General features: G+C 71.5%; 17 protein-coding genes. 11 read left to right on the forward strand and 6 right to left on the reverse strand.

The features are described 5' to 3' along the window. Positions 1-368: 368 nt before the first annotated feature. Together ACFV9O_RS04045 and ACFV9O_RS04050 are read right to left on the reverse strand one after the other, a co-directional pair. On the reverse strand, positions 369-755 hold the full coding sequence (locus ACFV9O_RS04045) for a hypothetical protein (protein ID WP_385411981.1): 387 nt from the start codon (positions 753-755) through the stop codon (positions 369-371). Continuing rightward, positions 737-1,609: a hypothetical protein gene (locus ACFV9O_RS04050; protein ID WP_385411984.1), complete on the reverse strand. Its 873-nt coding sequence runs from the start codon at positions 1,607-1,609 to the stop codon at positions 737-739. Before ACFV9O_RS04050 ends, ACFV9O_RS04045 begins: the two co-directional genes overlap by 19 nt. A 295-nt stretch (positions 1,610-1,904) precedes the next feature. Here ACFV9O_RS04050 and gatC point away from each other — a divergent pair, with 295 nt between their 5' ends. From gatC to gatB, 4 genes are read left to right on the forward strand one after another with little or no spacing between them, the layout of a single operon-like run. After that, entirely contained in the window at positions 1,905-2,201 is a 297-nt protein-coding gene (gatC, locus tag ACFV9O_RS04055) for an Asp-tRNA(Asn)/Glu-tRNA(Gln) amidotransferase subunit GatC (RefSeq protein ID WP_385411987.1), read from the forward strand. A gap of 6 nt (positions 2,202-2,207) precedes the next feature. Beyond that, on the forward strand, positions 2,208-3,707 hold the full coding sequence (gatA, locus tag ACFV9O_RS04060; protein WP_385411989.1) for an Asp-tRNA(Asn)/Glu-tRNA(Gln) amidotransferase subunit GatA: 1,500 nt from the start codon (positions 2,208-2,210) through the stop codon (positions 3,705-3,707). Further along, a complete protein-coding gene (locus ACFV9O_RS04065; RefSeq protein WP_385411992.1) occupies positions 3,704-3,943 on the forward strand; it encodes a hypothetical protein in 240 nt (79 codons plus the stop codon). Before gatA ends, ACFV9O_RS04065 begins: the two co-directional genes overlap by 4 nt. Positions 3,944-3,959: 16 nt before the next feature. After that, a complete protein-coding gene (gatB, locus tag ACFV9O_RS04070) occupies positions 3,960-5,474 on the forward strand; it encodes an Asp-tRNA(Asn)/Glu-tRNA(Gln) amidotransferase subunit GatB (protein ID WP_385411995.1) in 1,515 nt (504 codons plus the stop codon). 246 nt (positions 5,475-5,720) lie between these two features. On the opposite strand, the gene ACFV9O_RS04075 is transcribed toward gatB, so the two are convergent. Continuing rightward, the gene (locus ACFV9O_RS04075) at positions 5,721-6,629 is read right to left on the reverse strand and encodes a hypothetical protein (RefSeq protein WP_385411997.1); all 909 of its coding nucleotides are present in this window, start codon (positions 6,627-6,629) and stop codon (positions 5,721-5,723) included. Positions 6,630-6,822: 193 nt separating this feature from the next. Here ACFV9O_RS04075 and ACFV9O_RS04080 point away from each other — a divergent pair, with 193 nt between their 5' ends. The 5 genes from ACFV9O_RS04080 (at position 6,823) to ACFV9O_RS04100 (ending at position 15,543) form a co-directional block, all read left to right on the forward strand. Beyond that, positions 6,823-8,919: a phosphocholine-specific phospholipase C gene (locus tag ACFV9O_RS04080; RefSeq protein ID WP_385411999.1), complete on the forward strand. Its 2,097-nt coding sequence runs from the start codon at positions 6,823-6,825 to the stop codon at positions 8,917-8,919. A gap of 186 nt (positions 8,920-9,105) precedes the next feature. Then, positions 9,106-11,424: an MMPL family transporter gene (locus ACFV9O_RS04085; protein WP_385412002.1), complete on the forward strand. Its 2,319-nt coding sequence runs from the start codon at positions 9,106-9,108 to the stop codon at positions 11,422-11,424. 87 nt (positions 11,425-11,511) lie between these two features. Further along, positions 11,512-12,078, forward strand: a complete 567-nt coding sequence (locus ACFV9O_RS04090; protein WP_385412004.1) for a GNAT family N-acetyltransferase — start codon at positions 11,512-11,514, stop codon at positions 12,076-12,078. Between the two features lie 179 nt (positions 12,079-12,257). After that, entirely contained in the window at positions 12,258-12,416 is a 159-nt protein-coding gene (locus tag ACFV9O_RS04095; protein ID WP_385412007.1) for a hypothetical protein, read from the forward strand. A 97-nt stretch (positions 12,417-12,513) separates the two neighbouring features. Continuing rightward, the gene (locus tag ACFV9O_RS04100; protein WP_385412477.1) at positions 12,514-15,543 is read left to right on the forward strand and encodes an AAA family ATPase; all 3,030 of its coding nucleotides are present in this window, start codon (positions 12,514-12,516) and stop codon (positions 15,541-15,543) included. Between the two features lie 483 nt (positions 15,544-16,026). On the opposite strand, the gene ACFV9O_RS04105 is transcribed toward ACFV9O_RS04100, so the two are convergent. The 3 genes from ACFV9O_RS04105 to ACFV9O_RS04115 all read right to left on the reverse strand — a co-directional run bounded on the left by ACFV9O_RS04105 (position 16,027) and on the right by ACFV9O_RS04115 (position 18,572). Beyond that, positions 16,027-16,203, reverse strand: a complete 177-nt coding sequence (locus ACFV9O_RS04105) for a DUF6191 domain-containing protein (protein WP_385412008.1) — start codon at positions 16,201-16,203, stop codon at positions 16,027-16,029. Between the two features lie 14 nt (positions 16,204-16,217). After that, positions 16,218-17,378: a PQQ-dependent sugar dehydrogenase gene (locus tag ACFV9O_RS04110; protein ID WP_385412011.1), complete on the reverse strand. Its 1,161-nt coding sequence runs from the start codon at positions 17,376-17,378 to the stop codon at positions 16,218-16,220. Positions 17,379-17,525: 147 nt separating this feature from the next. Continuing rightward, the gene (locus ACFV9O_RS04115) at positions 17,526-18,572 is read right to left on the reverse strand and encodes an aldo/keto reductase (RefSeq protein ID WP_385412014.1); all 1,047 of its coding nucleotides are present in this window, start codon (positions 18,570-18,572) and stop codon (positions 17,526-17,528) included. A 75-nt stretch (positions 18,573-18,647) separates the two neighbouring features. Here ACFV9O_RS04115 and ACFV9O_RS04120 point away from each other — a divergent pair, with 75 nt between their 5' ends. Continuing rightward, positions 18,648-19,601 (forward strand): 2-hydroxyacid dehydrogenase, encoded by a 954-nt coding sequence (locus ACFV9O_RS04120; RefSeq protein WP_385412017.1) that lies wholly within the window; start codon positions 18,648-18,650, stop codon positions 19,599-19,601. A 443-nt stretch (positions 19,602-20,044) separates the two neighbouring features. After that, positions 20,045-22,912 (forward strand): putative bifunctional diguanylate cyclase/phosphodiesterase, encoded by a 2,868-nt coding sequence (locus tag ACFV9O_RS04125; protein WP_385412019.1) that lies wholly within the window; start codon positions 20,045-20,047, stop codon positions 22,910-22,912. Positions 22,913-23,025: the final 113 nt, after the last annotated feature.

Genomic DNA, 23,025 nt, shown 5'->3' on the forward strand with positions numbered 1-23,025 from the left:
CACCGACATCGTCTTCGCGACCCGACCCACGAGTAATGGACGAACTCCCCACTGCTGCGCCAGGAAGAACGGACCTCTTCTCCATGGCGGCCGCGTTTCTGCCGGTAACCACTCCAGTCGGCGCTGTCCGTCCACGGGTCGGTCGTGCCGTCCTCGCAGGGACGCAGGAACCCGGCGCAGGTACCGACGGTTGGGGTCGGCCGGGCCCGCCGGCCGTCGGCGCGGTCCGGGGTCGGGAAGCGCGGCCGGGGCCTCCGCCTCGGAACGGCCGACGGCGGCGGTGACGGCGGACGCTCCGACGAAGGCGCGGCGGCTCAGCGGGCGCGATGCGGCTCGGCGGCTGGGCGGACGCGACGCGGCAACCCGGCTCAGCGGAGGGAGAAGGCGACGACGGGCGCGGCGTGGTCCGAGGGCCAGCCGTTGCCGGCGGCGTCCGGGACCGGCCGCGGCCGGCCGGTGCAGAGCGTGTACGCCCCCTCGACCCGCAGCGGCCCGGCGTACTGGACCTGGTCGATCCGGTCCTGCGGCTCGTCGGGACGTACGGGCGACCAGGTGAAGCCCGGCTCGCGCGCGGCCCGCGGGTGCTCCTCGCGGAACGCGTCGGACAGCCCGGCCCTGGCGAGGGCGACGGTCACCGGCCAGCGGACCCCGCCCCTGCCCCTGCGGTCCAGGTGCGAAGGCGAGGCGAGCCCGGCCGCGAGGATCACCGGCGTCGTACCGGCGGCGAGGTCGCACCTCATCGCGGCGAGCAGCACGCCCGCCTGCCGGTACCGGAGCTGATCAGTCCCACCCCGGCGGGAGTGTCGTAGGCGTACCACCCCAGCGCGTCGGCGAGCGGCCCGGCGGCGGTGCCACCGGTCTCCTGGAGCGCCACGGCGTCGAGCCCTTGTCCGAGGACGAGCCGCAGCAGCTTCTCGTGGGCGTCGTCGACGTTCCTGCCCGCCTCCCACAGGTTCAGCGAGGCGACTTTCAGCCGGGCCCTGGCCGCGGCCGCCCGGACCGGGACCTGCACGGTCACGGTGTCGGTGCCGCCCGCGCTGTCCTTCACGGCGACGGTGACCCGCGCCGGGTGCGCGCCCGGCCCGGCGGGTGCGGTGCCGCTGACCCTGCCGTCGGACGACACGTCCAGCCAGGAGTCGCCGGACAGACGGCGGAAGGAGGGCGTGCCGGACGCGTTCCCCCGCGGGCGCATCCACAGCGGGCCGAGCGCGACGGAGACCCGGGAGCCGGGCAGGGCATCGCCGGTCGTGAACGAGTCGACGGCGCAGTGCGGGGGCGTCACGGGGGGCCCGGCCGCGAGGGTGAAGGGGGCGGTCCTCGCGAGGATGCCGTAGCCGTCCTCGGCCAGCAGACAGGCGGTGTACGTGCCCTCGCCGAGGCCGGTGGTGTCGAGGGTGACGTCGCCGGAGCCGGTGGCGACGTACGTCCGGACCGGTGAGGAGCCGACGCCGGGCCTGCGGTCGCCATCGCAGAGCCCGATCCAGTTCGTGGCGTGGGGCGCGTCGGTGGTCCAGCGGAAGATCAGCCGGTCGCCCGCGCGCGGGCTGGTGGCTGAGAGCAGCGACAGTGTGCTCCCGCCGTCGGCAGCGGCGGTTCCGAGTGGGGACACCTGACTCCGTCCTCTCCGCCCCGGGTGGCCCCGGCGCCAGAAGTTGTTTGGACAACTTGAGTCAGTCAGTCAGGTGGCGGCGCCCTGGACATGAACGGGACATGACCGGCGTCCGGAGAGCGGCAGAACGCGGGCGCCGCGCCGATTCCGCACCGTTCCGTGCCGGTCCCGCACCGGTCGGGCGGCGGCCGCGGAGGGCCCGCGCCGGTGCGTAGGGGAAAGCGTTTCGCGGGCACCGGGGCCTGGCCCATAGGATTGGGCCAAAACCATCACACTCACCCCTGAGGATCGCTGCATGCCTGGCATCACGCGCGAGGAGGTCGCCCACCTCGCCCGGCTGGCGCGTCTGGAGCTGAAGGACGAAGAGCTCGACCACTTCGCCGGACAGCTGGACGACATCATCGGCGCGGTCGCCCGCGTCTCCGAGGTCGCCGACCAAGACGTACCCCCGACCTCCCACCCGCTGCCGCTGACCAATGTCATGCGCCTGGACGAGGTCCGTCCGTCGCTCACCCCCGAGCAGGCGCTCTCCGGCGCCCCTGCACAGGAGCAGCAGCGTTTCAAGGTGCCGCAGATCCTGGGGGAGGACTAAACAGTCATGACGGACAGCACCATCATCAAGCTCACGGCGGCCGAGATCGCCGCGAAGATCGCCTCCGGCGAGCTCACCGCCGTCGAGGTCACCGAGGCGCACCTGGCCCGGATCGACGCCGTGGACGAGAAGGTCAACGCCTTCCTGCACATCGACCGTGAGGGCGCTCTGGCCCAGGCCCGTGCCGTGGACGCCAAGCGTGCCGCGGGCGAGAAGCTCGGCCCGCTGGCCGGCGTGCCGCTCGCGCTGAAGGACATCTTCACCACCGAGGGCATCCCGACCACCGTCGGCTCCAAGATCCTCGAGGGCTGGATCCCGCCGTACGACGCGACCCTCACCAAGAAGCTGAAGGACGCCGACGTCGTCATCCTCGGCAAGACCAACATGGACGAGTTCGCCATGGGGTCCTCGACCGAGAACAGCGCCTACGGCCCGACCGGCAACCCCTGGGACCTGACCCGCATCCCCGGCGGGTCCGGCGGTGGCTCATCCGCCGCCCTCGCCTCGTACCAGGCCCCGCTCGCCATCGGCACGGACACCGGCGGCTCCATCCGCCAGCCCGCCGCCGTCACCGGCACCGTCGGCGTCAAGCCGACCTACGGCGGTGTCTCCCGCTACGGCATGGTGGCGTTCTCCTCGTCCCTCGACCAGGGCGGGCCCTGCGCCCGTACGGTCCTGGACGCGGCCCTGCTCCACGAGGTCATCGCCGGGCACGACCCGCTGGACTCGACCTCCATCGACGCGCCGGTCCCGCCGGTCGTCGACGCCGCGCGCAACGGCTCCGTGGCCGGCATGCGCGTCGGCGTGGTCAAGCAGTTCCGCGGCGAGGGCTACCAGGCCGGCGTGGTGCAGCGGTTCGACGAGTCCGTCGAGCTGCTGAGGGAGCTGGGCGCCGAGATCGTCGAGCTGGACTGCCCGTCCTTCGACCTCGCGCTCTCCGCGTACTACCTGATCGCGCCGTCCGAGTGCTCCTCGAACCTCGCGCGCTTCGACGCCATGCGCTACGGCCTGCGCGTCGGCGACGACGGCACGAGGTCCGCCGAGGACGTCACCGCCCTCACCCGTGAGGCCGGCTTCGGCGACGAGGTCAAGCGCCGCATCATGCTCGGCACGTACGCCCTGTCGTCCGGCTACTACGACGCGTACTACGGCAGCGCCCAGAAGGTCCGCACGCTCATCAAGCAGGACTTCGAGAAGGCCTTCGAGCAGGTCGACGTGATCGTCTCCCCGACGACCCCGACCACCGCCTTCCCGATCGGCGAGCGCGCCGACGACCCGATGGCGATGTACCTCGCCGACCTGTGCACCATCCCGACCAACCTGGCCGGCAACGCGGCGATGTCGCTGCCCTGCGGTCTGGCTCCGGAGGACAACCTCCCGGTCGGTCTGCAGATCATCGCCCCCGCCATGAAGGACGACCGCCTCTACAAGGTGGGTGCCGCCGTCGAGGCCGCCTTCGTGGAAAAGTGGGGTCACCCGCTGCTCGAGGAGGCACCGTCACTGTGAGCACGTTGCAGAAGGCCAAGGGCTTCAAGAAGTCCAGGACCGGCACGTACCTGTCCATGGCCACCACCGCGTTCGGAGCCGTCAGCGTCGCGAAGCAGGCCAAGAAGGCCCGCACGGAGCACGACACACTGCGGCTGATCGACGCCGCCGTGTCCGCCGCCGCCATCGTCACCGGACTGGCGATCCTCTACCGGGAGCTGAAGCGCCTGGGCGACGACGACGTCCTGCTGGGCTGAGAGGGAAAGTTTCACCGTGACTGTCACCACCGACCTGGTGTCGTACGAGGACGCCCTCGCGTCGTACGACCCCGTCATGGGTCTCGAGGTCCATGTCGAACTCGGCACCAGGACCAAGATGTTCTGCGGGTGCTCGACCGAGCTGGGCGCCGCGCCCAACTCGCAGACCTGCCCCACCTGCCTCGGCCTGCCCGGCTCGCTGCCGGTGATGAACGCCGTCGGCGTCGAGTCGGCCATCAAGATCGGCCTCGCGCTCAACTGCGAGATCGCCGAATGGTGCCGCTTCGCCCGGAAGAACTACTTCTATCCGGACATGCCGAAGAACTTCCAGACCTCGCAGTACGACGAGCCGATCGCCTTCAACGGCTATCTGGACGTCCAGCTGGAGGACGGCGAAGTCTTCCGTGTGGAGATCGAGCGCGCCCACATGGAGGAGGACACCGGCAAGTCGACGCACGTCGGCGGCGCCACCGGCCGTATCCACGGCGCGTTGCACTCCCTGCTGGACTACAACCGCGCCGGCATCCCGCTCATCGAGATCGTCACCAAGCCGATCGTCGGCGCCGGTGAGCGCGCCCCCGAGGTCGCCAAGGCGTACGTCGCCGAGCTGCGCGAGCTCATCCGGGCCCTCGGTGTCTCCGAGGCCCGCATGGAGATGGGCCAGATGCGCTGCGACGTGAACCTGTCGCTGCGGCCGCACGGCATCGAGAAGTTCGGCACCCGCTCCGAGACGAAGAACGTCAACTCGCTGCGGTCGGTCGAGCGCGCGGTCCGCTTCGAGGTCATGCGCCACGCGGCGGTGCTCTCGTCGGGCGGCACGATCGTCCAGGAGACCCGCCACTTCCACGAGGAGGACGGCTCGACGACGTCCGGCCGCGTGAAGGAGGAGGCCGAGGACTACCGGTACTTCCCGGAGCCCGACCTCGTCCCGGTGGCCCCGACCCGCGAGTGGGTCGAGGAACTGCGCGCCCAGCTTCCCGAGCTGCCGCGCGTGCGCCGCAACCGGCTGCGCGAGGAGTGGGGCATCTCCGAGCACGACATGCAGTCGATCCTCAACGCGGGCGCGGTCGACCTGATCGTCGCCACGATCGAGGCGGGTGCCGACCCCGTGTCCGCGCGCAAGTGGTGGATGGGCGAGCTGTCGCGCAACGCCAACGAGTCGGGCCTCTCGCTCGACGCGCTGGCCATCACGCCGGAGCAGGTCGCCCGGGTGACCGCCCTGGTCGCCGAAGGCTCGCTCAACGACAAGCTGGCCCGTCAGGTCATCGAGGGTGTCCTCGCGGGCGAGGGCGACCCCGACACCGTCGTGGAAAAGCGCGGCCTGAAGGTCGTCTCCGACGAGGGCGCGCTCGGCGCGGCCGTCGACGAGGCGATCGCCGGCAACGCCGCCATCGCGGACAAGATCCGCGGCGGCAAGGTCGCGGCGGCGGGCGCGCTGGTCGGCGCGGTCATGAAGGCCACCCGTGGCCAGGCCGACGCGGCCCGCGTCAAGGAGCTGATCCTGGAGAAGCTCGGCGTGACCGAGGGCTGATCCACAGTCGTACCCGTACAGCTGTATGCAGCTGTGTGGGCCGAGGGGCGGGGCACCGAGGGGTGTCCCGCCCCTCGGCTTCCGCGGCCCGATCCCCGGCTCAGGATCTGGCGGCCTCGGTCAGCCGACCGAAGAGAACACGGTCAGCACACCGGTGTCGAGCGCGACACCGCACGGCCGGCCGATCGCGGCGAGCAGCGGCGGCACCAGGCTCGCGAGCCGGACGCACCGCTTGGGCGACGGGTGTCAGTGCGTCCGTATCCCCAGGCCCGGGAGCCACAGCTCGCCCCGGTCGTTGACGCCGACGTCCCGGGCCACCAGCTCGTCCGGCGAGACCGCACCCCGTGCTCGCAGCTCGGCGACGGCCAGCCGCGCGGCCGCGCCCGCCGAGCGCTCGTCCGCCTCCAGGAACGCCGACTGCCACCAGCCACGGTCGCTCGTCTGCCAGCCGCGCTCCCGCATCTGCCGCTCGCGCTCCGGTCCCTGATCCGCGTCCCGGTCGTCGACGGCCACTCCCAGTCCTTCGTCCGGGCTGTACGAAACGACCAGATGGCGCCCCCAGTCCCGGCTGGACAGGATCGTGAATCCCGCCCAGTCGCCCGGCACCTGCACCGGGAGCTGCTCGACCCAGGCGGCGAGCACCAGCTCCAGGGCGGATTCCAGATGCTCCCAGCACCCCGCGAGCCGGGCACCGGGGCGGGTCACCGGGCGCTCACCCGGCCCGCCCCGGTACAACTGCCAGCAGTACGGCAGGAGATCGAAGTCATGCGGCTCGGCAGCCGACCAGGCGCCGCCCCAATCGAAGCTCCGGTACTCCTCGGCCTCGAGCGCCTCCGGCCGGTGGACCGAGAGCCGGGCGCCGAAGCGGTCGCCGGACAGCAGCACCAGCCGGCGGTCGTCGCGCCAGCGGATGCTGGGCCCCTGCGCCGATCCCCCGTAGAGCGTCGGCTCACCGATCCGGGCCACGACCGCGTCGTACACCTCGCGGAAGGCCTCGCGCCGCTCCACCGGCGGCGCCCCCGTCTCGTAGGCCACGACCGCGACCGGTGGGCGGCCGAAGTGCCCCTCGGGTGCGTCGTGCATCTGCTCCGCGAGCCCGGCCGCTTCCGCGGGTGTCCTGACGGTGATGGTCTTCGATGCCCCCGTATTGGTCATGTGTCCATGCTGCCAGGTGACGCTGACAACGCTGCCATTTCCGGATCTTTGCATTCCTCGGCCAGTGGCGTGATCTCGACAGCACTGCCCGGAGGGCCTCTTGGACGTTCATGCGGCTGTCGTCCACGGGTCTTTCCTCCGCCATCTGCCCTCACTAGCTTCCGGGCGGTAACGCGCGACTCAGGAGGATCACTTGGCCACGGACATCTCACGGCGACGGCTGTTCGCACTCGGCGGAGGCGCCCTCGGTGCCGCGGCGGCCGGGTCCCTGCTGCCGCCCTCCCTGCAGGCCGCGCTCGCCGCGGAGCCGCCGTCCGGTGGTCTGCGCGCGATCAAGCACGTGGTGATCCTGATGCAGGAGAACCGCTCGTTCGACCATTACTTCGGCACCCTGCGCGGGGTACGTGGCTTCAGCGACCGCAACGCCGTCGAACTGCCCTCGGGCAAGGCGGTCTTCGAGCAGCCGGGCCCGCTGCGCACCGTCCTGCCGTTCCCGGTGCGCGACGCCGCCGAGGCGCAGCAGAAGGACCTGCAGTACATAGGGGACCTCGACCACTCCTGGAGCGGCGGTGCCAAGGCCTGGCGCGACGGCTGGATGGACGGGTGGGTCTCGGCCAAGACCGCTGCGACCATGGCGTACTACGACCGCCGTGACATCCCGCTCCACTACGAGCTCGCGGACACGTTCACCATCTGCGACGCCTACCACTCCTCGATCCACACGTCGACGAGCCCCAACCGCAACCACCTGTGGAGCGGCTGGACCGGCTTCGAGGCCGACGGCAGCCGCGCCGTGACCAACGCCGCGTATGCCGAGGGCAGCCACCCCGGCTACGCGTGGCCGACGTACGCCGAGCGTCTGGAGAAGGCCGGCCGCAGCTGGAAGACGTACCAGGAGTGGGAGAACTTCACCGACAACAACATCGAGTTCTTCACCACCTTCAAGAAGATCGCGCGGAAGGCCCTCGCCAAGGCCGGCGACTTCACCTTCATGGAGGCCTTCTACGCGATGGTCCGCGACACCTCCGACACCGCCGAGCGGACCCGGCTGCTCGCGGCCCTGGAGGAGGGCGTCGCCACGCTCACCGATGAGGAGCGCTCGCTCTTCGAGCGCGGGCTGCGGCGCGGTGAGACCGGATCGCTCGCCGAGCAGTTTCGCGCGGACGTGGCGGCGGGCACACTGCCCGAGGTCTCCTACCTGGTCCCGTCCGCGATCGACTCGGAGCACCCCGGCTCGTCCTCGCCGATCGCCTCCGCCACCCTCGTCTACAAGGTGCTGGACGCGCTCGGCTCGCACCCCGACGTCTGGCGGCACACCGTCGTACTGATCAACTACGACGAGAACGACGGCTTCTTCGACCACGTGCCGCCGCCGGTGCCGCCCGCCGACAGCACGGAGGAGCGCTGGCAGGGCAAGCCCACCGGCCTCGGCATCCGCGTGCCGCTGCTCGTCGTCTCGCCCTGGAGCGTCGGAGGCTACGTCTGCTCCGAGGTCTTCGACCACAGCTCGGTGATCCGCTTCCTGGAGAAGTGGACGGGCATCGAGGAGCCCAACATCACCGCCTGGCGGCGTGCCGTCACCGGTGATCTCACCTCGGCCTTCGACTTCCGGCGCGGCCGGCCGCTGCCCGATGTGGAGCAGCCCGGCGCGATCCCCGAGTTCACGGGCCGCTGGCGGCCGCAGCCGCCGCTGGTCCAGCACATGCCCGCGCAGGAGCCCGGCAGCCGGCCCGCGCGCCCGCTGCCGTACCAGCCGGACGCCTCCGCGCGGCTCGGCGACGGCACGGTGACGGTGACGCTCAGCAACACGGGGCGCGCGAGCGCGCACTTCGCGCTCTACCCGTACGCCGGTGAGTTCCCCGTGCCGCAGCACCAGGACGTCAGGGGCACGGCAGAGTGGACCGTGCCCCTCGCCGGGGAGACGTACCGCTTCACCATCACCGGGCCGAACGGCTTCCGCCGTGAGTTCGCCGGCCGTGCCGCGGGAGCGGGTGCCGAGGTCACCTCGCGCATCGACCACCACGACCGCGATCTGCACCTCACGCTCCGGAACGACGGCGACCGTCCCGTCACCTTCACCGTCCGCCCGCTCGGCTACGTCGACGACGAGGACCTGCGGAACTGGACCCGCGAGCTCACGGTGAAGCCCGGCCGCAACCGCACCGTCGTACATTCGGCCGCCGACGCGCACGGCTGGTACGACATCGAGGTGACCGCGGACGGCGACACCGGCTTCCGCCGGCGCCTGATGGGCCACATCGAGAACGGGCGCCCGAGCGTCTCCGGCTGACCCTCCGGGGTGCGCGGGAGCAGGACGTAAGTCATCCGCTTCCGCGCACTCCTGTGAGTATCGCCACGAACCGGGCGAAAGATCGCTAACGATCATTATCGCCTGAGAGAGTGACTCCCCGAAGGTCATGCGTTCTTTGCGGGCAGTTCCCAGTAAAGACCCACGAACCACCAGGGAGCTCGTCCGTTGGCAGCCATTGCCCGGTGGTGCATCAGGCACCGCCTCGTTACCGTCCTGCTCTGGCTGCTCACCCTCGGCGGCGTCTCGGCCGCTGCGTCCTTCGCGGGCGCCGCGTACTCCAACGACTACGAGGTCCCCGGCACCGAATCGGGCCGGGCCGTCGCGCTCCTCGAGGACGCCTTCCACGGGCAGGGGGGCGCGAGCGACACCATCGTCTGGCACACGCCGCAGGGCACCGTCCGCACGGCCGCCGTCAAGCAACGCATGTCCGGCGCGCTCGACGAGATCGCCGGACTGGACGGGGTCGCCTCGGTGACGGGTCCGTACGATGCGGATGCCGGGGCCGCGAAGAAGGGGAAAGCGAAGAAGTCGGGCAATAACGGCAAAGCTAGCAAAACTAGTAAAGCGGATAAGAGTGGGCAGCAGCGCGCCACTCGTTCGTCCGGTGCGGGGCAGATCAGCGAGGACGGGCGCACCGCCTACGCCACCGTCACGTTCGACAAGCAGGCCGACGACATCCCGCTGCAGCAGGCCCGGGCCGTCATCAACACGGCCAAGGCCGCAGAGAACGACGGACTCCAGGTCGAACTCGGCGGCAGCGTCACCGCGCTGACGGAAGCTCCCTCCGCACACATGGCCGAGATCGTCGGGGTCGCCGTCGCCGCCGTCGTCCTCTTCCTCGCCTTCGGCTCCCTCGCCGCCAGCCTGCTGCCCATCGCGACCGCACTGGTCAGCGTCGGCACCGCGTACGCGGGCATCGTGCTGCTCGGCCACGCCATGGACGTCGCCGACTTCGCGCCGTTGCTCGGTCTGCTGATCGGCCTGGGCGTCGGCATCGACTACGCCCTGTTCATCGTGACCCGGCACCGCAAGGGCCTCAGACGCGGACTGCCCGTCGCCGACGCCGCGGAGAACGCCGTGGCCACCACCGGGCGAGCCGTCGTCTTCGCCGGCGCGACCGTCTGCATCGCACTGCTCGGCATGCTGGTGCTGCGCCTCTCCTTCCTCAACGGAGTGGCGATCGCCGCCTGTCTGACGGTCCTCCTCACCGTCGCCGCCTCCGTGACCCTGCTGCCCGCACTGCTGTCCTACATCGGGATGCGTGCACTGAGCCGTCCCGAGCGCCGACGGCTCGCCAGACGCGGCCCCCGGCCCGAGCTTCCGACCGGCTTCGCCGCCCGCTGGTCCGCCTTCGTCGAACACCATCCGAAGGTGCTGGGCACGGTTGCCGCCGTGGTGATGCTGGTGCTGGCACTGCCCACGTTCTCGCTCCATCTCGGCACCTCCGACCACGGCAACAACCCCGCGTCCAGCACCACCCGCAAGGCGTACGACCTGATCGCCGACGGCTTCGGGCCCGGTGTCAACGGCCCGCTCACGCTCGTCGCCGAGCTCGACGGCGCCGACGGCCGGCTGGCGCTGGACGGGCTCCCGCGCACGCTCCGGGACACCCAGGGCATCGCGTCCGTCGGGCCCGTCACCTACAACGGCAGCAGGGACACGGCCTTCCTCAGCGTCGTACCGAAGACGTCGCCGCAGTCGCAGGAGACCAGCGACCTCGTCGACCGGCTCCGCGCAGACGTCCTGCCCGCAGCCGAGAGCGGCACCTCCCTGAACGTCCATGTCGGCGGGGTGACCGCGAGCTACGACGACTTCGCCGGGGTCATCGTCGGCAAGCTGCCGCTCTTCGTCGGCGTCGTCGTCGCGCTCGGCTGTCTGCTTCTGCTCCTCGCCTTCCGCTCCCTCGGCATCCCGCTCAAGGCCGCCCTGATGAACGTGGCCGCCGTCGCCTCCGCCTTCGGCGTCGTCGTCGCCGTCTTCCAGTGGGGCTGGGGGAGCGAACTGCTCGGCCTGGGCAGCGCCGGGCCGATCGAGCCCTTCCTGCCCGTGATCATGGTCTCCGTCCTCTTCGGGCTTTCCATGGACTACCAGGTCTTCCTCGTCAGCCGGATGTACGAGGAGTGGCTCGAGACCAAGGACAACCGGCGGGCCGTCCGGGTCGGCCTCGCCGAGACCAGCCGCGTGATCAACTCCGCTGCGGTCATCATGATCTCCGTCTTCCTGGCCTTCGTTCTCAGCGGCGACCGGGTCATCGCCATGTTCGGCATCGGCCTCGCCGCGGCCGTGGCCCTCGACGCCTTCGTCCTGCGCACGCTCCTGGTGCCCGCGCTGATGCACCTGCTGGGCCGCGCCAACTGGTGGCTGCCCCGCTGGCTGGACCGGCGGCTGCCGCGGATCAGCATCGAAACTCCCGAGAGCCGCACTCGCACCCGTGCGAAGATCCCCGGAATGCGTGTGGGCGAGGACAGCCCGCTCGCGCGGTAGGCCGACACCACCGCGTCCCACACCATCGGGTCCCCAACCACGAGGTCCCGCACCACTGTGAGTCCGACACCCCTGTGAAGGAGAGGCATGTTCTCCATACCCCTCGGAGACGGCGCTGAGTTGGAGCCCATCGGCCCCTGGCAGACCGAGGAATTCCTCGCCCACGTCGAGCGGGCACGTGAGTACGCCGGGCCCTGGGTGCCGTTCATGACGACGGTCACCGACCTCGAATCCGCCCGCTCCCTCCTCCAGACCTTTGCCGACAAGCAGGCCGCCGACACCGGCCGGCTCTATGTGATCCGGCTCGACGGCACCCTCGTCGGCGGTGTGCTCTTCCGGATCTTCGACACGACGACCGAGTGCTGCGAGGTCGGCGTCTGGCTGGAGCCGTCCGCGGCCGGCCGCGGACTGATCACCCGGGCCGTCGGGCACCTCGTCGACTGGGCCGTGGACGAGCGCGGCATGCACCGCGTCGAATGGCTCGCCTCCTCCGCCAACCACCGCTCCATCGGCGTTGCCGAGCGGCTCGGCTTCACCCGCGACGGAGTCCTGCGCGAGAGCTTCCCCTGGCAGGGCATCCGCCACGACATGGAGGTCTGGTCCGTCCTCGCCCCCGAATGGCGCGAACGGCGCGCCGCAAAGGACCGCCCCTGAGGTCCGAGGAGGGCGCCTTAGGGCGGACCCCTGCACCGGTCCCCGCCGTCTAAGGCCCCCGGGCCGCGAAGATGCGGCACTCTCCCGATGTGGTCGTACCCGCTGGGAGACGAGAGTTGAGGCATCGCAGAACGCGAGGCTCGTACGAGCCGCCGACACCTCGTCACCAGGAGAACCCCATGTTCGAGTACGAGATCCACAAGCTGAACCAGGCCGAGCTGATCCGCCGGGCCGACGAAGAGCGGCGGGCCCTCCAGGTTCGCCGGGCCCGCCGGTCCGCCAAGAACGACCCCGAGGGGCAGGTGAGTACGCGGGGCCGGTTCGAACACGCCGCCTGAGGCCCGCGCCATGACGGTCATTCCGACGGCGATCGTCCCGGCATCCAGTGCCGTCGCCGCCCCGATAACCGGTGCCGCCGAACTGGACGGGTGTGCGATGCTCGGCGGCGTGGAGACCAGGTCCGTCAGCCCCGTCTTCGTCGGCCGCACCGGCGAACTGACCGCACTCACCGATGCGCTCGCCCGCGCCACCGTGGGCGAGCCGCAGGCGTTTCTCATGGGCGGTGAGGCCGGTGTGGGCAAGACGCGACTCATCGAGGAGTTCCGCGACGGGGCCTGCCGCAGGGAGGTCGTCTTCGCCATCGGAGGCTGCGTCGAGATCGGTGCCGACGGGCTGCCCTTCGCCCCCTTCTCCACCGCCCTGCGCAGCCTGCGCCGGCAGCTCCCGGACGAGTTCGCCGGCGCGGCCGCCGGGCGTGAGGAGGAACTCGCCAGGCTGCTCCCCGAGGTGGGCGATCCGTCGCGGCAACCGGGCAGGCACGACGAGGAGAGCATGGCGCGGCTCTTCGAACTCACCGTCCGCCTCCTGGAGCGCGTGGCCGCCGAACGCACCGTCGTGGTCGTGCTGGAGGACCTGCACTGGGCCGACGCCTCCACCCGCCATCTCCTCGCCTACCTCTTCCGCACCCTCCGCCGCGGCCGGCTCGTCGTCATCGCCACTTACCGCGCCGACGACATCCACCGCCGCCACCCCCTGCGGCCCCTCCTCGCCGAACTCGACCGGCTGCGCACCGTCCAGCGCCTCGAGGTGCCCCGCTTCAGCCGCGACGAGGTCGCCCGCCAGATGGCCGGAATCCTCGCCGGTGAGCCCGCCCAGTCCCTCGTGGACGACATCTTCGAACGCTCCGACGGCAACGCCTTCTTCGTCGAGGAACTCGCCGTCGCCGCCCACGACGGCTGCTCCTGCTCCGGACTGACCGACTCCCTGCGCGATCTCCTGCTCGTCCGCGTCGAAGGGCTGCCCGAGCATGCCCAGCGGGTCGCCAGGGTCGTCGCCGAGGGCGGCTCCACCGTCGAGTACCCGCTGCTGGCCGCCGTCGTCGGACTGGGCGAGGACGAGCTGATCGAGGCACTGCGCGCGGCCGTGGGCGCAAACATCCTGCTGGCCACCCCCGACGGCGACGGGTACCGCTTCCGCCACTCGCTCGTCCGCGAGGCCGTCAGCGACGATCTGCTCCCCGGGGAACGCTCCCGGCTCAACCGCCGCTACGCAGAGGCACTGGAAGCCGACCCGGCGCTCGTCCCGGCCGACCAGCGGGCCGCCCGGCTCGCCAGCTACTGGTACCACGCGCACGACGCGGCCAAGGCCCTCCCCGCCGTCCTCCACGCCTCCGTCGAGGCCCGCCGCCGGCACGCCTACTCCGAGCAACTGGGGCTGCTGGAACGGGCGATGGAACTGTGGGACGACACGCCCGAAGAAGTACGGGCCGGACTGCGTCCCGCCGACTACGCCGAGGTCTACCCGCCGTGCGGCTGCGACCCGGCCACCACCCCGCTGCGCTATCTCGATCTCATGGCCGAGGCGGCCGTTGCGGGCCGGCTCTGCGGGGAGCGCGAACGCGCCCTGAAGATCACCAAGCGGGCGCTGCGGCTCCTGGAGGACGACAACGACGAGCTGCGCGCCGCCTGGTTCTGGGTCCAGCGCTCCCGGCTGATACAGAGCCAGGGCCGCGGCGACGGCTGGAAGGAACTCGCCACCGCGCAGGAGCTGATGCGCGGACTCCCGCCGTCCGAGGTGCACGCCGAGGTCCTCGCCAGTGTCGCCGGCTGGTCCATGCTGCACGAACCGGGGCCCGACGCCCTCGCCGCCGCCGAACGCGCCGTCGAGTACGCCCGCATGGTCGGTGCCCGCGAGATGGAGATGACCGCGCGGATCACCCTCGGCGGCCTGATGGTCGACGCGGGAGACATCGAGGCCGGGCTCGCCGACCTGTACGAGGTCAAGGACCGTGTCGCCGAACTGGGCTTCGTCTCCCTGGTGGGCCGTAGCCATGTGAACCTCCCCTCCAGCCTGGAAGGCGTCGGCCGCTCCGGGGAAGCGGTCCGCATCCTCGAAGAAGGCCTCGTCCTGTCCAGGAAGTACGGACTGCTGGACGTCGAAGCGTGGGTGTGGGGCAATCTGTCCGAATCGCTGTACGCCCTCGGACGCTGGGACGAGGCGGCGGAGGCCGCCGGGCAGGCCGAGCGCGTCGGGCAGAGCGCCAAGCCGCGCGGTGCCGGGGCCGGGCGGCTCGCCTATCTGGCGCTCGCCCGGGGCGACATGGCCGAGGCCGCCCGCCGGCTCGCCGACGCCCAGGACCACTACGGCACCCACGACCCGCAGCCGCAGCAGTCGCTACCTCTCTCCCGCATCATGGTCGGCGTCGCGGCGGGCGAGGGTCGCATCCTCGACGCCCGCGCCGAACTGGACCGGGCCGTGGCCGCCGGCTTCCCGCCCGGCACCCAGCGCTACGCCTGGCCGCTCCTGCTCGCCGCCGCCACCGCCGAGGCCGATGCCCGCGGGCTGCCCGCCGCCGAGCCGGGCCGCGCCGAAGCCCTCGCCCGCATCCGGCGCGCGGCCAAGGCCCTTCCCACCTGCGCGCCGGTCTGGGCCGCATACGAGCAGTGGCTCCGCGCCGAACTCCTGCGAGCCGACGGCCAGGACACCCCGGACACCTGGGCCGAGGTGCTTGACGCCTTCACCACGGTCGACCGCCCCTACGACGTGGCTCGCGTGCACCACCGCACCGCCGAGGCGCTCCTGGGCATCGGCGAGCGCGAGCGTGCGGCCGAACTCCTGCGCCAGGCACAGGAGACCGCCGAACGGCTCGGCGCCCGCCCGCTCGCCGAAGCCACCACCCAGCTCGCCCAGCGCGCCCGCCTGCAGCTGACCAGGCCTGGCCCCGAGGCCGTCCCGGCCCCTGCCCCCGCCCCGGCCGAGGAGCTCGGACTGACCCCGCGGGAACAGGACGTGCTGCGCCTGGTCGCGGCCGGTCGTACCAACCGCCAGATCGCCGAAGAGCTCTACATCTCACCCAAGACCGCGAGCGTCCATGTCTCCAACATCCTGGCCAAGTTGGGCGTGACCGGCCGAGGCGAAGCAGCCGCGCTCGCCCACCGGCTACGCCTCTTCCCCGCGACCGCCTGAACCCGCGGCTCGCGGCGCCGAGCCGCCGAGCCATTTCATTGGCGCCGCCGCCCGGATGCGGGGTAGTAGTCGCTGCCGGCCCTTCACGGGCCCGCATCCGGCGCTTCGCTCTGGCGCCTACCGGATCCGTTCCGGCCGCGGCGCCCGGATCCGTTCGGCCGCGGTGCCCGAATCCTGCCTGCTCGGCGCCCGGCTCCGGTGCCCGGCGGCTCCCATCCGGGCCCGAGGAGTCCGGGGCAACCCCCGGGCCGGATTCCGCCCGGCCCGCGGCCGGTGCCGGTGCTCCGCTCCGGGCCGGCCCCACTGCCGAGGCCGCGGCCGCCCATACCGCCCCGCGCCGGCCGGCCCTGCGGCCGCCGCCGCCAGGGGCAGCCCGGCCGCGAACGCACCCAACTCCACAACCGGCAAGCTCCTCAGGGCGCGCGGGGCCGGAGGGCTATGCCACCCGGCCCTCAGCCCGGACCCGCTCCGGTGTCCGGCCGATCAGACCTGCGGTGCCTCGCGCCGCGTGCGTATGAGGACCTTCCCGGAGGCCAGGTCTATCTCGCCGTGGCCCGGATCGCCGTCGCCGACATCCACCCGCGTCAGCTGCAGCCGGTTGCGCTCGTCCTCGGTGTGCTTGCGGCCGGGCGCGAAGAGCTCCTCGATCAGGTTGAACACGAGCCACCCACCTCTCACTTCACCTCGAGCCGCAGGATCCTGTCGTCCCCCGCCTCGGGCGTGCCCCTGGTGTCCGTCTCACTGGTGACCAGCCAGACCGCCGAGCCGCCGCCGGACCCGCCGACCGGCAGGACCGTACGCAGTCGGCCGTACTCTCCTCGGAGGAACGACTGGGGATCCGCGGAAGGTTCCGCACCGGCAAGCGGGATCCGCCAGAGGCGCTCGCCCCTCAGGCCCGCCATCCATATCGAGCCCGCGGCATAGGCGATGCCGCTCGGCGACGCTTCCTCCGTCCGCCACTGGGCCACCGGGTCCACGAAGCCGGACCCGCCGCCCTTGCCCTCGACCTCCGGCCAGCCGTAGTTCTTGCCGGGCTCGATGAGATTCAGCTCGTCCCAGGTGTCCTGCCCGAACTCGGCTGCCCACAGCCGCTTCTCGGAGTCCCACGCGAGGCCCTGCACATTCCTGTGCCCGTACGAATACACCACGGAGTCCGCCGACGGATTGCCGTGCACCGGCTGTCCGTCCGGCGTCATCCGGAGGATCTTGCCGCCCAGAGAGCCCTTGTCCTGTGCCAGACCCCTGTCGCCCGTCTCGCCCGTGCCCGCGTACAGCATCTTGTCAGGGCCGAACGCGATCCGGCCGCCGTTGTGGATGACCCCCTTCGGGATGCCCCGCAGGATCGTGTCGGGCGCGCCGAGCTGCTGCCCGGCCGACTTCCTCTCGTCGTACAGCATGCGGGCGATGCGGTTGTCCGACTCCGTCGTGAAGTACGCGTACACCAGATGGTCAGAGGCGAATGACGGGGAGACGGCCAGCCCCATCAGGCCGCCCTCACCGGCCGGTGCGACGCCCGGCACCGATCCGATCTCGGTCTTCTTGCCGCTGTCGACATCGATGCGCGTGATCGTGCCCTCGTCGCGTGACGACACCAGCAGATCGCCGTCGGGCAGGGCCGCGAGTCCCCACGGCGACTTCAGGTCCTCGGTCAGCGTGGCCGCCACCTTCACCGACCCCTTCGCCGGCGGGGCTTTCGGAGCCGTACTGCCGGTTGTGGCGGACGAGGAGGCCGGGCTCGAAGGGGCGCCCTGGCCGCCACCCGCCTGGTCCGCTTCGTCGCCGGACGAGCACCCGGCGGCGAGCAGCAGGGTGGCAGCGGCCAGTACGGCCGTCACAGCTGGACGTTGCACTGATCTTGTCCCTTCGCCGGGTGAGCGGTCCTGAGTGGTCTGCGCGATCTCCGTGGGCCGCACGTCTACTGTTCATACACCGCAGCCCCGCCCGAGGTTCCCGATCTCCGTCCACGATCGCGAAGACGAGTCCTAGTCCCAGGATCCCCTGGCCGGCGGCAGTCCCGCGATCTCGGCGACATCCCGCACGGTCAGCTCAAGATCGGCGGCCGCCGCGTTCTCCACGGCCCAGCACTCCCGCTTGGCCCCCGGCACCGGCACCACGTGCCGTCCCCGACCCAGCACCCACGCCAGCGCCACCTGCGCCGGAGTCGTCCCGGGACCGTGCCGCTCCGCGACCCGCCGGAGCCCTGCCACCAGCGGCTGGTTCGCCGCCATCATTTCCGCGGTGAAGCGGGGATGCCGCGCCCGCAGATCGTCCGGCTCGAAGCCCTCGCCGGGGGTGAGCGTTCCCGTCAGAAAGCCGTTGCCCAGCGGCATCGCTGCGAGGAAGCCCACCCCGCGAGCCTCGCACCACGGCAGCAGCTCCGACAGCGCCTCGGGCGACCACACCGAAAGCTCCGCCTCCACCGCGCTGACCGGGAAGACCTGCTGCACCCGCTCAAGCTGGCGGATCGTTCCTTCGTACAACCCTCCCGCACGACCCCTCGGGGCCGCCGATCCTGCCGACCCAGCCGGTCCCACACCCGGCCGCCGCGTCGCCCGCACCCCCACCGCGCAGAACCCGAGCGCCCGTACCTTCCCCGCGGACACCAGCTCCGCCATGGCGCCCCACGTCTCCTCCACCGGAACCTCTGGGTCCGCCCGGTGGAGTTGATAGAGATCGATCACGTCGGTCCCGAGCCGCCGCAGCGACGCGTCGCACGCCCGTCGCACGTACCCCGGCCGCCCGTTCGCCACGATGTGCTGCTCGCCGACGAGCAGACCCACCTTCGTCGACACGAAAGCGTCGGAGCGCCGCTCCTTCAGCGCCCGGCCGAGCAGCAGCTCATTGGTGAACGGGCCGTACATGTCTGCCGTGTCGAGCAGATTCACACCGGCGTCGAGCGCCGCGTGCACCGTGCGCAGCGAGCGGTCACCGCGTTGCTGAGAGCCGGTGTAAGCCCAGCTCATCGGCATACAACCCAGGCCGATCGCGCCCACCTCGAGCGCCGCCGCACCGATTGTCCTGCGCTCCACCTGCCCGTACCCCTCCTTGTGCCGCCCCCAAAAGTAACCTCTGGCTTCCGCCGCGCTTCGCATAGCCTCCTGACCATGACTGCAACGGACGTATGGCTTCCGATCCCGGCCGACGAGATCGACGGGCTCCCCGATCCCGCCGACGCGGGGCTCAACTACCGTTACTGGGACGGCGATCCGGAGTATCCCGCCGATCCCGCCGACTGCGTCTTCTACGTCGTCCCGTACATGAAGGACATGGAGGTCGCGGTGCGCCCGATGGCCGCCATGACGTCCGTACGGGTCATCCAGACACTCTCGGCCGGTATCGACCACGTGCAGCCCGGCCTCCACTCGCTGCCCGCGGGCGTGCGCCTCTGCAACGCCAAGGGAGTACACGAGGCGAGCACCGCTGAGCTGACCCTCGCCCTGATCCTGGCGTCCCTGCGCGGCATTCCCCACTTCGTGGAGGGCCAGCAGCGCGAGGAGTGGCGGGCCGGCTTCCACCCGGCGCTCGCCGACAAGTCGGTGCTCATCGTCGGGTACGGGTCGATCGGCGCTGCCATCGAGGACCGGCTCGTGCCCTTCGAGTGCGCGCGGGTGGCGCGCGTCGCGCGCTCGGCCCGCACCACAGAGCGCGGCGAGGTGCGCGCACTCACCGAACTCCCGTCGCTGCTCCCCGAGGCGGACGTGGTGATCCTCTCCACGCCGCTCACCACGTCCACCCACCATCTGGTGGATGCGGGCTTCCTGGACCGCATGAAGGACGGCGCCCTTCTGGTGAACGTCGCCCGCGGACCCGTCGTCGACACCAAGGCACTGCTCACGGAGTTGGAGAGCGGCCGGATCACTGCCGCGCTCGACGTCACCGACCCGGAGCCGCTGCCCGCCGGGCACCCCCTCTGGCATGCACCGGGCTTGCTGATCACCCCTCATGTCGGCGGCCCCACCTCGGCGTTCATGCCACGGGCCAAGCGCCTTCTGGCCGGACAACTCACTCGGTTCGCGGCGGGTGAGCCTCTGCGTAACGTGGTCCTCACGACCGAGTAGCCGTCCACTGCGCCGGCCGCCTCGTGCGGCCGCAGCCGCCGTCGTCGGTGTCCCCCAGCCGTCGTCCGTGCGCCCCGCAGCCGCCGCCGGTGTGCGGCGCCCTGTGGACGCCACACCCGACACGTCGGACACTCAGTGGAGTCGTGCGGATGCACCCGGTGTCGGCGATGTCCCCAGCTCGTCACAGAGAGTAGACAAATCCTGTCCCTGAGTGACGAGACTGGTGTATCGTCCCGAGTTGGGGGCTGCGCCGCGTACTGACGGCGCTGCGGAGCGATCAGACTTCGAGGGGGGCGACGGGCGATGCACGGCCAATGGACCAACGATCCGACGCGGCGAGGGTGCCGCCGACCAGTCCCGCGCGCGCCGAAGCGCGCCCTCAAGGGCGCACCGAAGTGCCTCCGAGACCGGGGCAGGCTGAAAGCGCTGTCAGGAGCGGCGCGGTGAGTGCACCAGGAGCCCTTCTCGCCCGGCCGCCCGTCTCCGAGGGTGGCGCGGGCCTGCTGCCCCAGGTCCTGCTCGCCGTCGCCAGCGGGGGCTATGCCGTGGGCGCCGCCGTCGGCTGGGGTTCCGAACAACTGGCACTGATCATGGGTGACTTCGGGCTCAGCTTCGCCGCCCTCCTCGCCTCGGTGTCGTGCTTCCTCTTCGCCCGCTCGCGGCACAGCCGGTTTCGGCCCGCCTGGATACTGTTCTCGGTCTCCTCCGCCATGGCCGCGTGCGGAAACGCGGTCTGGGGGTGGTACGAGGTCGTCCTCGGGCGTGCGGTGCCGAGCCCGTCCCTCGCCGATCTGTTCTTCCTCTGCTTCGCGCCGCCGGCCATCGTCGGGCTGCTCGTCCTGGCCAAGCGCCCCGTCACCCGGGCCGGCTGGGTCTGCCTGGCGCTCGACTCGTGGCTGATCGGCGGCTCGCTGCTGACCCTCTCCTGGAGCCTGGCGCTCGCCCACACCGCGCACTTCCAGGGGGAGAGCGTGGCCGAAGCGGCGCTCTCGCTCGCCTATCCGCTGCTGGACATCGTGCTCGTGAGCATGGTGCTCGCACTGCACTTCCGGCGGTCGACCGCCAACCGGTCGGCGGTCAACACCGCCATCGCGGCCCTCGCCCTGACGGTCCTCTGCGACGCGCTGTTCACCTCGCCGCTGCTGCGGGAGCACTACCGCTCGGGTCAGCTGCTCGACGCCGGCTGGTTCGCCGGCTCGCTCCTCCTCGCGTACGCGCCCTGGGGGGCCCGCCGGCAGGAGGCGAGCACGGCGCTTCCGCGCGGCCCGCGTCCGGCGAGCCACACGACGTTCAGCCGCCCCATCGCAGGCTCGCTCGCCGCTCTCACCCCGTATCTGGCGGCCGCGGTCTGCACGCTCGGGATCCTGTACAACGTGACCGAGGGCCGCAGGGTCGACCGGGTGGTGGTCTTCACCGGCTGCACGGTCGTGCTCGCCCTGGTCGTCCGGCAGGGCATCATGCTGCTCGACAACATCTCCCTCACCCATGAACTGGCACAGAAGGAGAACCACTTCCGCTCCCTCGTGCAGGGCTCCAGCGACGTCATCATGATCGCGGCACCCACCGGCATACTGCGTTACGTCAGCCCCGCCGCCGCGGGGGTGTACGGCCGGGACGCGGACGAGCTCATCGGCTCCGAGCTGGCCTCGCTCATCCATCCCGAGGACCTCGGGCGCGTCGTCCACGAAGTACGCCGGTTTCTGGCCGCTCCTCCATCGGAGGAGCCCACGACCCGTATCGAGTGCCGCTTCAGGTCCGGCACCGGCCAGTGGCTGAATGTCGAGTCCACGGTCAACCGCCACCAGGGCGGTCTGATCTTCAACAGCCGGGACGTCACCGAACGCGTACGCCTTCAGGCCCAGTTGCAGCACAACGCCGAGCACGACCCGCTCACCGACCTGCCCAACCGTGCGCTGTTCACCGAGCGGGTCCGCCAGGCCCTCAGCGGCCGCCGCGCCGGTGACGCCGGCACGGCCGTGCTCTTCATCGACCTGGACGGCTTCAAGGGGGTGAACGACCGCCTCGGTCACCAGGCCGGCGACGAGCTCCTGATCCTGGCCGCCCGCCGCCTCCAGGAGTCCGTGCGGGCGGGTGATACCGCGGCCCGGCTGGGTGGCGACGAGTTCGCCGCCCTCATCCTCGGCGACGGCAGCCGGGACCAGTCGGGCCGCGAGTACCAGGTGCACGAGATCGCCGACCGGCTGCGCCTCATGCTGTCCCAGCCGTATCGGGTGGAGGGCAATGAAGTGCGGGTCGCCGCGTCCATCGGCGTCGCCTTCGCCGAGCCCGGCATCAGCGCGGGCGAGCTCCTGCGCAACGCCGACCTGGCCATGTACCGGGCCAAGGCGGGCGGCAAGGACCGCGTCGAGCTGTACGCGCCGCAGATGCAGGCCGAGGTCGTGCGCCGCACCGAGCTCGCCACGCGGCTGCGCGCCGCCCTCCACGACGGTGAGTTCGCCCTGCTCCACCAGCCGGTCGTGAATCTGGCCACCGGCCGGATCACCTCCGTCGCGGCCCAGGCCCGCTGGCGATCGGCCCAGGGCATCCTCTTCACGCCCGCCGAGTTCCTCCGCGTCGCCGAGGACAGCGACCGCACTGCCGATCTCGGCCGCTGGCTGCTGGAGGAGGCCGTCGAGCAGGCCGCCGAGCGCAGCCGCCTCGGCCACGAGGTCCCGGTCTCGATCCGGCTCTCCGCCCGCGGGCTGCTGGACCGGTCCATGCCCCTCGGCTCGATCGAGGCCCTGCTCACCCGCCACGGGCTGCCCTCCGGCGGCCTGGTGATCGAGCTCGCCGACAGCGACCCCCGCATCTCCTTCGACGACCTGGAGCAGCGCCTCGTCGCCCTGCGCCGACTCGGCGTGCGGATCGCCCTGGACGGCTTCGGCAGCGGTTACGCCGCGATCAACGCACTGCGCCGGCTCCCCGTCGACGTACTGAAACTCGACCGGGGCCTGGTCGAGGGCGTCGTGGAGTCCGCCAGGCTGCACAAGATCACCGCGGGGCTGCTGAGGATCGCCTGCGATCTCGGCATGCAGTCGGTGGCCGACGGCGTGGACGTCCCGGAGCAGGTGCTGGCCCTGCGCGCAATGGGGTGCAGCCATGGTCAGGGAATGGCATTCTCGGGACCCCTGGACGAGCACCGGCTGCGTCGCGCCCTGGTGCGCGGCGAGTATCCGGTGCCCGGGGGAGCGGCCCTTCCGGTCCTCACCGGGGGCTCCCTGCCCGCACGCCGTTCCGCGCCCACCGGCCCCGAGCTCGTCGGACGTCCCCCGATGCGCTCAAATAATGAGACGCCTGTCCCACCCACTTGACAGTGGTAGCGCGCCGGGGGGAGGGTCATTGCCATGCGCACCCGAATTCTCGTACTTGGAAAGCGCGTCGGCTGAAGCATGGCCCTGCACGGGCTCTGCAGACCGCACCGGCG

The sequence above is a fragment of the Streptomyces sp. NPDC059909 genome (assembly GCF_042730885.1).
Lineage (GTDB): Bacteria > Actinomycetota > Actinomycetes > Streptomycetales > Streptomycetaceae > Streptomyces.

What these genes read in the sequence shown, in the direction of transcription:
- ACFV9O_RS04075 (WP_385411997.1), bottom strand. Translation starts at nt 6,629, where the DNA reads ATGACCAATACGGGGGCATCGAAGACCATCACCGTCAGGACACCCGCG.
- ACFV9O_RS04100 (WP_385412477.1), top strand. Translation starts at nt 12,514, where the DNA reads ATGCTCGGCGGCGTGGAGACCAGGTCCGTCAGCCCCGTCTTCGTCGGC.
- ACFV9O_RS04120 (WP_385412017.1), top strand. Translation starts at nt 18,648, where the DNA reads ATGACTGCAACGGACGTATGGCTTCCGATCCCGGCCGACGAGATCGAC.
- gatC (WP_385411987.1), top strand. Translation starts at nt 1,905, where the DNA reads ATGCCTGGCATCACGCGCGAGGAGGTCGCCCACCTCGCCCGGCTGGCG.
- ACFV9O_RS04090 (WP_385412004.1), top strand. Translation starts at nt 11,512, where the DNA reads ATGTTCTCCATACCCCTCGGAGACGGCGCTGAGTTGGAGCCCATCGGC.
- gatA (WP_385411989.1), top strand. Translation starts at nt 2,208, where the DNA reads ATGACGGACAGCACCATCATCAAGCTCACGGCGGCCGAGATCGCCGCG.
- ACFV9O_RS04095 (WP_385412007.1), top strand. Translation starts at nt 12,258, where the DNA reads ATGTTCGAGTACGAGATCCACAAGCTGAACCAGGCCGAGCTGATCCGC.